The 13,798-nt window shown below is 71.2% G+C and carries 10 protein-coding genes; 5 read left to right on the top strand and 5 right to left on the bottom strand.

What is annotated here, in order from left to right:
- The gene (locus ACTZWW_RS16050) at positions 1-1,593 is read right to left on the bottom strand and encodes an alpha-amylase family glycosyl hydrolase (RefSeq protein WP_444781977.1); all 1,593 of its coding nucleotides are present in this window, start codon (positions 1,591-1,593) and stop codon (positions 1-3) included.
- A gap of 1,268 nt (positions 1,594-2,861) precedes the next feature.
- On the opposite strand from ACTZWW_RS16050, the gene recG reads away from it, so the two are divergent.
- The 5 genes from recG (at position 2,862) to phnE (ACTZWW_RS16025) (ending at position 8,985) form a co-directional block, all read left to right on the top strand.
- A complete protein-coding gene (gene recG / locus ACTZWW_RS16045; protein WP_444781976.1) occupies positions 2,862-4,976 on the top strand; it encodes an ATP-dependent DNA helicase RecG in 2,115 nt (704 codons plus the stop codon).
- A gap of 498 nt (positions 4,977-5,474) precedes the next feature.
- The gene (gene phnD, locus ACTZWW_RS16040) at positions 5,475-6,425 is read left to right on the top strand and encodes a phosphate/phosphite/phosphonate ABC transporter substrate-binding protein (RefSeq protein WP_444781975.1); all 951 of its coding nucleotides are present in this window, start codon (positions 5,475-5,477) and stop codon (positions 6,423-6,425) included.
- Positions 6,426-6,506: 81 nt separating this feature from the next.
- A complete protein-coding gene (gene phnC, locus ACTZWW_RS16035; protein WP_444781974.1) occupies positions 6,507-7,337 on the top strand; it encodes a phosphonate ABC transporter ATP-binding protein in 831 nt (276 codons plus the stop codon).
- The gene (gene phnE, locus ACTZWW_RS16030) at positions 7,334-8,170 is read left to right on the top strand and encodes a phosphonate ABC transporter, permease protein PhnE (RefSeq protein ID WP_444781973.1); all 837 of its coding nucleotides are present in this window, start codon (positions 7,334-7,336) and stop codon (positions 8,168-8,170) included. The genes phnC and phnE (ACTZWW_RS16030) overlap by 4 nt, the downstream gene beginning before the upstream one ends.
- Positions 8,170-8,985 carry a phosphonate ABC transporter, permease protein PhnE gene (phnE, locus tag ACTZWW_RS16025; RefSeq protein ID WP_444781972.1) on the top strand — a complete coding sequence of 272 codons (816 nt, stop codon included), beginning with the start codon at positions 8,170-8,172 and terminating at the stop codon, positions 8,983-8,985. Before phnE (ACTZWW_RS16030) ends, phnE (ACTZWW_RS16025) begins: the two co-directional genes overlap by 1 nt.
- 12 nt (positions 8,986-8,997) lie before the next feature.
- Here the strand turns inward: phnE (ACTZWW_RS16025) and ACTZWW_RS16020 are convergent, their stop codons facing one another.
- The 4 genes from ACTZWW_RS16020 to ACTZWW_RS16005 are packed head-to-tail and all read right to left on the bottom strand — an operon-like array spanning position 8,998 to position 13,788.
- On the bottom strand, positions 8,998-10,437 hold the full coding sequence (locus ACTZWW_RS16020; protein ID WP_444781971.1) for a saccharopine dehydrogenase NADP-binding domain-containing protein: 1,440 nt from the start codon (positions 10,435-10,437) through the stop codon (positions 8,998-9,000).
- Positions 10,434-11,774 (bottom strand): aminotransferase class III-fold pyridoxal phosphate-dependent enzyme, encoded by a 1,341-nt coding sequence (locus ACTZWW_RS16015; RefSeq protein WP_444781970.1) that lies wholly within the window; start codon positions 11,772-11,774, stop codon positions 10,434-10,436. Before ACTZWW_RS16015 ends, ACTZWW_RS16020 begins: the two co-directional genes overlap by 4 nt.
- The gene (locus ACTZWW_RS16010) at positions 11,771-12,991 is read right to left on the bottom strand and encodes an MFS transporter (protein WP_444781969.1); all 1,221 of its coding nucleotides are present in this window, start codon (positions 12,989-12,991) and stop codon (positions 11,771-11,773) included. The genes ACTZWW_RS16015 and ACTZWW_RS16010 overlap by 4 nt, the downstream gene beginning before the upstream one ends.
- Positions 12,988-13,788: a sulfotransferase domain-containing protein gene (locus tag ACTZWW_RS16005; RefSeq protein ID WP_444781968.1), complete on the bottom strand. Its 801-nt coding sequence runs from the start codon at positions 13,786-13,788 to the stop codon at positions 12,988-12,990. Before ACTZWW_RS16005 ends, ACTZWW_RS16010 begins: the two co-directional genes overlap by 4 nt.
- Between the last annotated feature and the right edge of the window lie 10 nt (positions 13,789-13,798).

The following is a 13,798-nucleotide window of genomic DNA, read 5'->3' as shown; positions in this document are numbered from 1 at the left end:
TCAAGCGACGATGATCACGCCCTCGTTCGGCCGCAGCCGCACGCCAGGGCCGACCGTCTCGTCGTCGCGGTCGAGGTGGGTGGAAAGCGTGATGCGACCCGCGCCGCCCGGCAGGAGGAGGTCGCCGACCTCCTCCTCGCGGGCGCCGAAGTTGAGCACGACCGTGATCTCGTCGCCCTCGTGATGCCGCTTGAAGGCGAAGACGTCGCCCACCACCGTCTCGATACCGGACCAGTCCCCGATCGCCAGCGCCGGCGAGGCGCGGCGCAGGGCGATCAGCCGACGATGGAGGGTGAGCATCGAGCCCGGGTCGCGGTCCTGGGCCGCGACGTTGCGCGCGCGCCAGTCGTGCGAGAGCGGCAGCCAGGGCTCCACGGTCGAGAAGCCGGCGTGCTCCGTGTCGTCCCATTGCATCGGCGTGCGCTGCGGATCGCGCGAGAAGCCGGCCTCGTGGCGGCCCCAGGCGTCCTCGCCGCGGCCCGGCGGGATGTCGACGTTGGGCATGCCGATCTCGTCGCCGTAGTAGAGGGTGGGCGTGCCGCGCAGGGTGAACAGCAGCATCGCCGCGATGCGCGCCTGCGCCTCGCCCACCCGCGCGGCGACGCGCTTCTGGTCGTGGTTGCCCAGCACCCAGTTGGGCCAGCCGCCCTGCGGCAGCAGGCCTTCGTACTGGGTGACCAGCGCCGCGACCTCCCGCGCCTCCCAGGGCGTGAGGATGAGCTGGAAGTTGAAGGGCAGGTGTGCGCCCGAGAGGTCGCGGCCGTAATAGGCCATCAGGCGCTCGAGCGGCAGGTAGATTTCGCCGATCAGGAGCCGGTCGTCGTAGGCGTCGACGACCCCGCGCATCTCGGAGATGACGATCGCCATGTCCTCGTGATCGTTCGAGTGCGCCTGCAGCAGCGTGTCGATCTCCGGCATGCCGGGCTTCCAGCCGGGGTTCGGCGGGTTGTCGCGCAGCTCCGGGTCCTTCATGCAGTAGTAGACGACGTCTAGCCGGAAACCGTCGACGCCGCGGTCGAGCCAGAAGCGCATGGCGTCGTACATCGCGGCACGAACCTCGGGGTTGCGCCAATTCAGGTCCGGCTGCTCGGGCAGGAAGGAGTGCAGGTAGTACTGCCCCGTGGCTTCGTCCCACGTCCAGGCCGGGCCGGAGAACACCGAGATCCAGTTGTTGGGCGGCGACCCGTCGGGCTTCGCGTCGCGCCAGACGTACCAGTCGCGTTTGGGGTTGTCGCGGGAGGAGCGGCTCTCCAGGAACCACGCGTGCTGGTCGGACGTGTGGTTGGGCACGAAGTCCATGATGACCTTCAGCCCGAGCGCCTTCGCCCGCGCCACCAGCCGATCGAAGTCGTCCAGCGTGCCGAACAGCGGATGAATGCCGGTGTAGTCGGCCACGTCGTAGCCGTGGTCCTTCATCGGGGACGGGTACACGGGGCTGATCCAGACCGCGTCGCAGCCGAGCCCGGCGATGTGGTCGAGGCGCTGCTCGATACCCATCAGGTCGCCGATCCCGTCCGCGTCCGTGTCCTGGAACGAGCGGGGATAGACGTGGTAGATGATGCCGCGCTGCCACCATCTCGTGCCGGCGATCATGACGCTCCTCCCGGTTTGGCAGCCGGGTGAACGACGCCGCCGCGCGGGACGTTCCGTGCGCCGATCCCGGCCAGTCGAGGCCGCGTGCATTGCGGTGGCTGCGCCCGGCGGCATTGTCATTTTCGACGATCGTGCTATTTTCGGCCCCGGAGTGAGCGAGGAGGGTCTCCCCTCCCCACCCTTTTCATCAGCCTCCCAGGCTCAAGCGGAAGGCGAGGTTCAGGCTCGCCTTCCGCATCCAGCGGAAGCTGATGGACACGCTCAGGCGCGGAAATTTCCACGACATCGAAATGCCCTCCGTACGATCGAGCGGGTCCCCCGCCCGGAGCCGCCGGGAGGAAGCCCGGCGCGGGGCGCCTCACCGCCCTGGCGTTTCGTCCGATCGCGAGCGGCAACCCACGTGGACGGCGTAGCGCCCGCAACCTCGTCGGTGGCGTTTTTGTCGTCTTCGGACGCTCGGGGCGTTGCCGTTTTTCGGAAGGTGCGCTATCTTTCGAGCCGGAGTGAGGGGAAGGGTCTCCCCTCCCCCCTCTTTCGTCACTGTCTTGAGTACATGCGGAAGGCGAGTGTGAGGCTCGCCTTCCGCCCCCAGCGAACGGTGACCGACACGCTCAGGCGCGGAAAATTCCACGACATCGCTGTGCCCTCCGTGCGATCGAGCGGGTCCTCCGCCCGAGGGCGCCGGGAGGAAGCCCGGCGCGGGGCGCCTCACCGCCCTGGCGTTTCGCGCGATCGCGGGCGGCAACCTAGCGCCTTCCGGGACGGGCCGCCAGCGGGATGCGAGCATTTCGGTCGAAATTCGCCTGATACGCAGCCGTGTGGGGTGAAGCGGCTTGCCATTCGGCGCAGGCTTGCTATCTTCGTCATTGGAGTGAACGGGAAAGGGTTTCCCCTCCCCCGCTCGTTTCGTCAGCCGCTCAGGGCGACGCGGAAGACGAGGTTCCATCTCGTCTTCCGCACCCTGTGCAGCGTGACGGACACGGTCAGGCGTGAAAAGCTCCACGTCATCGCATGTCTCCTCCAGCGATCGAACGAGGCTGTCGCCCGCAGGCGCGCGGAGCCCGTCCCCGGCGCGGGGCTATGGACCGCCCTTGCGTTTCGCTCGATCGCCGCCGGCAACCTATCGGCCAGGCTCGCGCTCCGCAAGCCAAAGGCTGTATGTACGTCGCCTGACGACATAGGAGGCCGCGTCCCGCCCCGCCGCCTTGCCCTCCCCGCCCCGATCGTCCACCTTCGCACCCCGTCGAACCGCCCGAGAGTCGCCGCCGGTGCGCCCGTCCGTCCTCGATCCGCTCTTCGCCCCCGCGACCTCGCTGCCCGGCGTGGGGCCGAAGATCGCGCCCCTCGTCGACCGGCTCGTCGGCGAGCCGGGGCAGCCCGCGCGCGTGGTCGATGTCCTGTTCCACCTCCCCACCGGGGGCGTCTCGCGGAAGGTCGCGGGGAAGATCGCGGATGCGCCGATCGGCGAGCCCGTCTCCCTCGTCGTCACCGTCTCGCATCACCAGCCGGGACCGCTCAACCGCTCGAAGGCGCCCTACCGCGTCGTCGCCGACGACGACAGCGGGGACGTGGCGCTGGTGTTCTTCAACATGCCGCGCGCGCGCATCGAGCGGCTCCTGCCGATCGGCGCGCGCAAGGTCGTCTCGGGCAAGCTCGAGGTCTACGACGGCCGCCGGCAGATGGTGCATCCGGACCGGATCGTCGACCTCTCCGAGCTCGACACGCTCCCGGCGGTCGAGACCGTCTACGGCCAGACCGAGGGCCTCTCCTCGCGCATGATCGCGCGGCTGGCCGGCGCGGCGCTGGAGCGCGTGCCGGACCTGCCCGAGTGGCAGGACCCCGCGTTCCTCGCCCGCGAGCGCTTCCCGCCCTTTCGCGAGGCGCTCGCCGCCCTCCACCGGCCCGAGAGCCTGGAGGCCGTGGCCGGCGAGTCCGGCGCGGCGCACCCGGCCCGCCGGCGCCTCGCCTACGACGAGGCGCTCGCCTCGCAGCTGGCGCTCGCGCTCGTGCGCGCCCGCGCCCGCCGCAAGCCGGGGCGCTGCAATGCCGGCGACGGGCGGCTCGTCGAGGCGATCACGCGCGGCCTGCCCTACGCGCTCACCGGCGCGCAGGCCCGCGCGGTCGCCGAGATCCGCGCCGACATGGCGTCGGACAAGCGCATGCTGCGCCTCCTCCAGGGCGATGTCGGCGCCGGCAAGACCGTGGTGGGGCTGTTGGCCATGGCGAGCGCCATCGAGGCCGGCCGGCAGGCGGCGATGATGGCGCCGACCGAGATCCTGGCCCGCCAGCACTACGCCCGCCTGAAGCCCTTCGCCGACGAGGCCGGCCTCTCGATCGCGCTGCTCACCGGGCGCGACCGCGGCGCGGAGCGGCGCGCGGCGCTCGCCGGCTTCGCCGACGGCACGGTGCAGATCGCGGTGGGGACCCACGCGCTGTTCCAGGACGAGGTGACGTTCCACGACCTGGGGCTGGCCGTGGTCGACGAGCAGCACCGCTTCGGCGTCCACCAGCGCCTCGCGCTCGGCGCCAAGGGCAAGGCGGTGGACGTGCTCGTCATGACCGCGACCCCGATCCCGCGCACGCTGGCGCTCACCTATTTCGGCGACATGGACGTCTCGGTCCTCGACGAGAAGCCGCCGGGCCGCCAGCCGATCCAGACGAAGCTCGTCGCGCTGGGCCGCATCGGCGAGGTGGTGAAGGGACTGGGCCGCGCCATGGAGGCCGGCGCGCGCGTCTACTGGGTGTGCCCGCTCGTCGAGGAGAGCGAGACCATCGACCTCGCCGCCGCGGAGGAGCGCGCCGAGGACCTCGGCCGCTGGTTCGGCGAGAAGGTGGGCGTGATCCACGGCCGCATGCCCGGCCGCGACAAGGACGAGGCCATGCGCCGGTTTCAGGCGGGGGAGACGACGCTCTTGGTCTCCACCACCGTGATCGAGGTCGGCGTCGACGTGCCCGAGGCGACGATCATGGTGATCGAGCACGCCGAGCGCTTCGGGCTGGCGCAGCTCCACCAGCTGCGCGGGCGCATCGGGCGCGGCTCGGGGGCCTCGACGTGCTTGCTGTTGTACAAGGGCCCGCTGGGCGAGACCGCCCGGGCGCGGCTCGAGATCATGCGCGAGACGGAGGACGGCTTCCGCATCGCCGAGGAGGATTTGAAGCTCCGCGGCGAAGGCGAGGTGCTGGGCACGCGGCAATCGGGGCTCCCGGGCTTCAAGCTCCTGCGTCCGGAGACGGACGGGCGGCTGCTCGAGACGGCGCGGGACGATGCGCGGCTGGTGGTGGAGCGCGACCCGGGGTTGGCGGGGGAGCGGGGGGAGGCGCTCAGGGTGCTGTTGTATTTGTTCTCGCGGGATGCGGCGGTCAGGACGTTGGGGGCGGGGTGAGGGGCGCGCCCGCCCTCGGCTGCGGCGTGTTGTATCGAGCATCTTCCATCAGGGAAGATGCCCGCATCGTCGAGACTGCTCCCCTTGCGACCGACCCGGCCACGATCACCGGCCCGGCCGCATGCCGTGCGCGCGCTCGAACGGCCGGCTCGGCGCCCTTCCCAGCGCCCGTCCTCGCGCTCCAGCGAGCCGCGGAAGTCCTCGTAGGTGAGCATCGTCATGAGAGACCTCGCTCCATGCAGTAAACCATTCCTCGCCATAGCGAAGATCTCTTCTGACGTGCACGAGAGCATGAATATCGACAATTAACAACACGCCCGATCGCGCTCGCCCCCACCATCCCTGCCCCCTCCCCCGCGACCTCACGCCTCACCACCGTCGCGCACTTGTCACGGGACTGTCATCCGCGGAAAGTAACCGGGCCAGGAGCCGCACGGGACGTCACGCGAGCCGCGCGCGACGCCGGTGACAAGGCCGCCAGCCATAGGGGTCACGCCGATGTACTTCCGCACCTTCGCAGCCGCCGCGGCGCTGCTCGTCGCGACGGGCGCCGCCCAGGCCGAGTTCACGCTCGGCGATCGCTTCACCGACGCCGACGGCGATCTCGTCGCCGACATCCCGAGCGATCCGTCGCAGCAGATCGATCCCGGCACGCTGATCTTCGCCTACACGCCGGTCGAGGACCCCGCGGTCTATGCCGAGGTGTGGGCCGGGTTCCTGGAGCATCTCGAGGCGGCGACCGGCAAGGACGTGCAGTTCTTCCCCGTCCAGTCGAACGCCGCGCAGATCGAGGCCATGCGCGCCGGGCGCCTGCACATCGCGGGCTTCAACACGGGCTCCAACCCGCTCGCGGTCGCCTGCGCGGGCTTCCGTCCCTTCGCCATGATGGCGGCCGCGGACGGCTCCTACGGCTACGAGATGGAGATCATCACCTATCCGGGCTCGGGCATCGAGAGCGTCGAGGACATCCGCGGCAAGCAGATGGCCTTCACCTCCGAGACCTCGAACTCCGGCTTCAAGGCGCCCTCCGCCCTGCTCGCCTCCGAGTTCGGCATGACCGCCGGGACCGATTTCGAGCCGGTGTTCTCGGGCGCCCACGACAACTCGATCCTCGGCGTCGCCAACAAGGACTACCCGGCGGCCGCGATCGCCAACTCGGTCAAGGCGCGCATGCTCGATCGCGGGGTGGTGAACGCCGACCAGCTCTCGGTGATCTACACCTCGCAGACCTTCCCCACCACGGGCTACGGCGTCGTCTACAACCTCGCGCCCGAGCTGCAGCAGCAGATCCGCGACGCGTTCTTCTCCTACGACTGGGAGGGCACCGCGCTCGCCGAGGAGTTCGGCCGCAACGGCGAGGACCAGTTCATCGAGATCTCCTTCCAGGAGAACTGGGCCGTCATCCGCCAGATCGACGAGGCCAACGGCGTCGAGTACACCTGCAACTGATCTCGCCCACGAGGGAGAGATCTCGGCGACGCGGCGCCCTCGGGCGGCGCGTCGCCCGTCGCGAAACGGGGGGAGAGTGGCATGCTGCGCGTCGAGGGCCTGACCAAGCGCTACAAGACCGGCGACCGGGCCCTGACGAACGTCTCGTTCGAGGTGCCGTCGGGCCAGGTCGTCGGGCTGATCGGGCCGTCCGGGGCCGGCAAGTCGACGCTGATCCGCTGCGTCAACAGGCTCGTCGAGCCGACCGGCGGCAAGGTCTTCCTCGGCGAGCGCGAGATCACCCGCGCCGGCCGCGCCGACCTGCGGCGCGTGCGCCGGCGCATCGGCATGATCTTCCAGGAATACGCGCTCGTCGAGCGGCTGACCGTGATGGAGAACGTCCTGTCCGGACGGCTCGGCTACGTGCCGTTCTGGCGCTCGTTCCTGCGGCGCTTCCCGCAGGCCGACGTCGACAAGGCCTTCGCGCTGCTGGATCGCGTCGGGCTCACCGATCACGTCGACAAGCGCGCGGACGCGCTCTCGGGCGGGCAGCGCCAGCGGGTGGGCATCGCGCGAGCGCTGGAGCAGGACCCGGAGCTCCTGCTCGTCGACGAGCCCACCGCCTCGCTCGACCCGAAGACGTCGCGCCAGATCATGCGGCTGATCTGCGAGATCTGCCGCGAGCGGCGGCTGCCGGCGATCATCAACATCCACGACGTGCTGCTGGCCAAGATGTTCGTCGACCGCATCGTCGGCCTGCGTGCCGGCGAGGTCGTTTTCGACGGCCCACCCGAGGCGCTCGACGAGGCGGCGCTCACCGCCATCTACGGCTCGGAGGACTGGCAGGCCATGCGCCAGGAGGCGGACGAGACGGCGCGGGACGCCGCCGACGCCGCCGACTTCGAGGCGCGCGCGAAAGCGGGCGCGGCATGAACGCGCCCTCCCCGCTCGCCGCGCGCCCCTCCGCCCCGCTCGCCGGGCGGCGCTGGAAGCGCCCGCCGATCTTCATCCAGCGCGGCTGGCTGCGGCTCGTCGTCTACGGCGGCTTCGCGCTCTACCTCGCGCTCGCGATCTCGACCGTCGAGGTGAACTGGGCACGCGTGGCGGAGGGCATGGAGCGCGGCCTGCGCTTCGTGCAGGGCTTCCTCACGCCGGACTTCACCTCCCGCTCGACCGACATCGTCAAGGGCTTCGTCGAGAGCCTGACGATGACGCTGACGTCCACCGTCGCGGGGGTGATCCTGTCGATCCCGATCGGCATCGGGGCGGCGCGCAACATCGCGCCCCTGCCGGTCTACGCCGTGTGCCGCGCCATCGTCGCCGTGTCGCGCTCCTTCCAGGAGATCATCATCGCGATCCTGCTCGTGGCGATGTTCGGCTTCGGCCCCTTCGCCGGCTTCCTGACGCTGACCTTCGCGACGATCGGCTTCATGGCGAAGCTGCTCGCGGAGGACATCGAGGACATCGACGAGGCCCAGGCCGAGGCCATGCGCGCCACCGGTGCCGGCTGGTGGCAGGTGCTGAACTGGGGCGTCCAACCCCAGGTCCTGCCGCGGCTCGTCGGGCTCTCGATGTACCGGCTCGACATCAACTTCCGCGAATCGGCGGTGATCGGCATCGTCGGCGCTGGCGGCATCGGGGCGACGCTCAACGTCGCCATGGACCGCTACGAGTACGACACCGCCGCCGCGGTGCTGCTCCTCATCATCCTCATCGTCATGGCCGCCGAGTATTCCTCGAGCTGGCTGCGCAAGCGGATCCAGTGATGCCGGTCTCCCACGTCGCCGATCGCCCGGTCTGGACGCGCCGCACCACGCGCGAGCAATTCGCCGCCTATGCCGGCTGGCTCGCGCTCGTGGCGCTCACGGTCTTCGCCTTCCAGGTGATGACGCGCGACACGATCTGGTTCTTCGTCCTGGACGCGCCCCGACAGGCGGCGGACCTGCTCGACCGCGCCTGGCCGCCGCGCTGGTCCTACATGGAGCGGCTGTGGGCGCCCTTGTGGGACACGCTCAACATCGCGACGCTCGGCACGCTGCTCGGCATCGTCATCGCCGTGCCGATCGCCTTCCTGGCGGCGCGCAACACCACGCCGAGCCTCGCCTTCGCGCGGCCGATCGCGCTCTTCGTCATCGTCGCCTCGCGCTCGATCAACTCGCTGATCTGGGCGCTGCTGCTCGTCGCGATCATCGGCCCGGGGCTGCTGGCCGGCATCATCGCCATCGGGCTGCGCTCGATCGGCTTCGTCGGCAAGCTGCTCTATGAGGCGATCGAGGAGATCGACGAGAGCCAGGTCGAGGCGGTCAAGGCCACCGGCGCGCGCGGGGCACAGGTCATCGACTACGCCATCGTGCCGCAGATCCTGCCCACCTTCGCCGGCGTCTCGGTCTTCCGCTGGGACATCAACATCCGCGAGTCCGCGGTGCTGGGCCTCGTCGGCGCGGGCGGCATCGGCGTGCAGCTCAACTCCTCGCTCGCGCGCCTCGCCTGGTCGGAGGTGACGGTGATCTTCATCGTCATCCTCGCGACCGTCGTCGTCTCGGAGTGGGTCTCGGCCAAGGTGCGCGCGACCATCATCTGACGGCCGGGCGCCTCAGCCGCTGCGCGCGAGGAAGCGCGCGAACTGATACGGATCCTCCCCGTCCGGCCGCATCTCGGGATAGAGGCGCGCTTCGGCCGGCTCCGGCAGCCAGTCGGTCGCGACGCCGCGCAGCTCTCCCAGGTAGGGACCCGCCGTCTCCAGCACCTCGGCGAAGGGCAGGTCCTCCGGTTCGCAGAAGCCCCGCGCCGGGTTGCGCAGCACCCACACGAGCGCGCCGAGCGCGCCGGCCGCGACCTGGACGGCCGTCGGGTTGTGCCCCGGGAGCACCGCGCGGGAGCTCGCCACGTCGAGATATGACCCGTACCACAGCCCGCCGATCCGCGGGCCGAGCATCAGCACGCCGAGCTCGTCGGCGCCGGTGACGATGTCCTCGTTGAGGATGACGGCGTTCTCGGGGATCGCCCAGCCCTGCATGCCGACCTCGAGGATGCTGCTCAGCGCGGCGTCGCACGGCAGGTAGCTGTAGGCCACGGTCGGGCGGTAGACGGCGACGCCGTCCTGCGAGACGGTGAGGTACTCACTCGTCGTGATGCACTCCGAATGCGGCAGCGCGATCCCGATGATCGCGCCCCCGCGCGGGACGTAGCTGCGGATGCCGACACCGACCGCCGGGCGCGGCACGTAGAGCGCGTTGCCGGGCCCGTGCCCGTGCGCGCGGGCGCCGGGTGGGAGCGTGCGCTCGTGCGTGCCCCAGCCGATCTCGCTCGGCCGGCTCGCCTCCTCGATGAAGCCGACGATGCTCCAGGTGTTGTGGAAGTGCCCGGGCCGGCGGGGGATCGACGACACCTGCGTGTCCCGCTCGCTGAAGTGGACGACCCGCACGTCGAGCGTGCGCGCGAGCTCCGCCCAGCCCACACGGCTCGTCGGCGGGACCGCCCCCGGCTCGACGCTCTCGGCGGCCTGGAGGAGCGCCGCCTTGACGAAGTGCGAGACGAGCCCCGGGTTGGCGCCGTGCCCGAACACCGCCGTCGGCCCGCCCGGGCGCCAGGACTCCCGCGCACGGCCCCGCGCCTGCGCATGATACCAGTAGACCGTGCGCTGCTCCGGCGGGAGGCGCTCCTCGAACACGTCGCCGTCCCACGGCTCGAAGGCGGTGTCGATGTAGAGGACGCCGTTCCTCTGGCACCAGTCCGCAAGGTCGAGGCAATCGACCGAGACCGCGAGGTTGACGAGGAGATCGCCCGGCCCGAGCAGGCGCGCGAGGTCGTCCCGATAGGTCTCCTCGCGCAGCCGGCAATGGCGGTAGGGGATGCGCGCGAGCCGCGCGTCGGCGGCCACCGCGCCGGGCTCCTCCGCGCTCGCGGCCACGATCTCGAGCGTCGCGTCGAGCCCCTCGGCGAGCATCATGTCGAGGAGGCAGGTCGCGATCGTGCCGTAACCGAGGACGACGACGCGTCGCGTGACCGCGGGGTCGGGACGAAGCGTGATCATGCCGGCGACCTCACCGCGAGCGCGACCCGCACCATTTCCGCGAGCACGCCGGCGACGGTCCCGAGCGCGTCCTCGATCTCCGCCACGCCGGCCGTCAGCGGCGGATAGAACAGGAGCGCGCTGCAGCCTTCCGGGTGGAGCAGCACGCCGGCGTCGCGCAGGCGCGCGCAGACCGCGTGCACCCGCTCGGCAGGGAGGTCGCCTCCGTCGGCGGTGTCGCACAGGCGGATGCCGATCATCAGCCCGGCGCCCTCGATGCCGCGCACCATCGGGGACGCGGCGAGGGCCGCGAGGGCGGGGTCGATCGCCCGGCGGGTCGCACGCACCGCACCGGGCACGTCGTCCGCGGCGAGGATCTCGAGCACCGCGAGCCCCGCCGCCAGCGCCGCGGGGCAGCCGTCCATGGTCGAGCCGTAGCGCAGCGGGCCGTGATCGCGCGCCGCCGTGAAGCGGGCGAAGACGTCGGCGTCGAACAGCGTCGCCGCGAGCGGCAGGTAGCCGGCGGACAGGCCCTTGCCGACGACGAGCGCGTCGACCGGCACGTCGCGCGGCCACGCGAACCAGGAGCCGCAGCGCCCGAGCCCCGTGGCGACCTCGTCGGCGACGATCGTCATGCCAGCCGTGCGGCACAGGGCGACGGCCTCGGCGAGCCAGTCGTGCGGCAGAGCGAGCGCGCCCTCGCAGCCCATCACCGGCTCGGCGATGAAGGACTGGAGGCGCTCGGGCCCGCGCGTCTCGACGAGGCGGCGCAGGGCGTCGAGGCCGGCGCGGGCCCCGCGTGCGTCGAGCGGCGCGGGGATGTGGTGGAGGCCCTCGGGCAACGGCGCGATCTGCGCGGCGTCCTCGGGCAGGCCCGAGACCGCGGTCATCAGGTAGGAGCTGCCGTGGAAGCCGCCCGCGATGGCGACGATCTCCGTCTTGCGCGGGCGGCCCTCGCGCAGGGCGAGCTGGCGCAGCGTGAGCAGCGCGCCCTCCGTCGCCGCCGTTCCGCTGCAATGGAACATGACGCGCGCGAGATTCGGGGGCGCATTCTCGAGCAGGGCCGCGGCGAGCCGGTCGGCGGCGCGCGAGGGCGTGTCGATCAGGCTGTGGAAGGTCAGGCGGTCGAGCGCCTGCGCGATCGCCCGCGAGATGCGCCCGTCGCCGTGGCCGAGGTTGACGTTCCACAGTCCCGCGGACGCGTCGAACAGCGCCCGCTCGTCGGCATGCACGAAGGAGCCGCGCGCATGCGTGAGCCGGAGCGGATCGCCCGCCTCCTCCATGCGCGCCATGTCCGTCCAGGGATGCCAGACGTGGTAGCCGTCGCGCCGATCCGCCGGGGCGTGTCGCGAGGTCATGCGGTTTCTCCTTTCGAGTTTCGGCTCGTCGGGCGCCGGAGCATGACGAGCGCCGCACCACCGGCGATCGCCGCCGCCGCGGCGACCATCATCGGCATGGCGTCGGGCCCGAAGCGATCGATCAGCACGCCGGCCGCCGGCGGGCCCACGAGCTCGCCGGAGTTCGCCGAGAGCACGAAGACGGCGTTCGCCGTCAGGAACAGCCCGGCGGGCACGCTGCGCCCGAGCATGACCATCGCGGTCGCGCGGTAGGCGTTGATGATCGGGCTCCAGAGCAGCACGACGAGCATCGTGGCGAGAAGGCTTCCCGTCACCTGCGTGAGCGCCAGCGAGAGCACGAAGCCGAGCGCCGAGAACCAGGCGACCGCCCGCGCCGGCGAGACGGCGTCGATGATCTTGCCCGTGTGCCACGCGAACAGGCACTGCCCGGCGAAGAAGACCGAGAGCAGCAGCACCGCGTCCTCGCTCGCGAGGCCCTTGGCGATGCCCCAGGCGACGAGCATGGCCCAGGGCACGCTCTCGAACACGCCGGAGATGAAGGCGATGAACAAGAGGCCGGGGAAGAGCATGGCGACGCGCAGCAGCTCGCCGCGCCGCGCTTCGCTCTCCGCGAAGACGGGCGGCAGCCGCAGCGCCAGCGCCATCAGGCCGGCGCAGGCCATGAACCCGGTCGAGACGGCGAAGGGCAGCACGCCCTCGAACCCGACGAGGTTCGGCACGAGCGAGCCGCACAAGGCGCCGATCGACGGAGCGAGACCCCAGATCGACATGATCCGACCGAGCTTCGCCGGGTTGACGACGCGGATCATCACCGCCTCGCTCGCCACCCAGAACATCCCGAAGCAGGCGCCGCCGACCGCCTGCAGCGCCATCATCGCGACCGGTGACGGCATGAGCGGCAGGAGCACGATCGGGGCCGCCGCGCCCACGAGCGCGATCGCCAGCGCGCGGTCCACCGACAGCCGGCGCAGGAGCCGCGGGTACACGGGCGCCAGCAGGGAGATGGGCAGCGCCCAGACGCCGATGACGAGGCCGATCGTCAGGTTGCTCTCCCCCGCGGCGGAGAGGCCGACCACGAGAAGCGGGTTGAGGAGCCCGTAGGCGGCGAAGGCGACGCCCGTGAGCAGGATGATCCAGACGACCTGCCAGCGCAGCCCCGTCGCCGCGAAGGGTGCCGCGACGGATGCCGCGGAGGGGGCCGCTGCGGGGCCGCTCACGATCCGACCCCGTAGCCGAGGCGCCGCATCGCCTCGCCCGCGATCGCCTCGCAGGCGCCGACCTGGTCCTTCGTCAGCACCTCGGCCCACCGCCCCGAGACCCCGTGCTGGAGATGCTCGGGAGCGACCTGCGCCAGCTTCTCGAACGAGACGCTCTGCGCCACGTCGCGCAGGTCCGCCGGGCCGACGTCGAGGCCGAGATGGCGCGCGAGACCGCCGACGGTGCCCTCGAAGTCGGAGAGGATGTCCTCGTAGCGCACGACGTGGATGTCGTGGGTCTCCTGCACGGCGAGGACGCCCGTCACGTGATCGCGCCAGTCGCTCATGAGCGCCTCGAGATGCAGATCGAGGAACTCCGCCGGCGAGCGCGCGGGCGACCAGCCGTAGCGCCTGAAATAGGGCTTGAAGGCGAACGTCGACCAGGAGACGAGCCGGTCGCGCGGATCGCGCACGAGGTAGAACCGGCCCGAGAAGCGCGGCAGGATCTCCGCGTGGCGCGGCCCGATCGGCGAGTCCGAGGTGACGAGCGTGCTCGCGGCGATGTACGCGTCGAGATCGAGGACGAACTCGCGCATCAGCACGTCGACGTCGCAGAACAGGCCGATCGGCGAGATCGTCAGATGATCGAGCGCGAAGAAGTCGAAGGGCTGATCGGGCCAGGCGTCCCGCTGGGCTCGGAAGCGGTGCCCGTCGATGAAGCTCCGCGGGGTCGTGCCGGCGGCGCGCTGGAGGGCGCGCACGATGGTCCAGACGAAATATCCGCCCGAGCGGCTGAGGTTGAGCTGCAGGGTGGTCATTGTCGGCGCT

It is taken from the genome of Salinarimonas sp. NSM, from assembly GCF_052380005.1.
Classification (GTDB): Bacteria; Pseudomonadota; Alphaproteobacteria; order Rhizobiales; family Beijerinckiaceae; genus Salinarimonas.
This window is presented reverse-complemented; position numbering and strand designations above follow the sequence as displayed.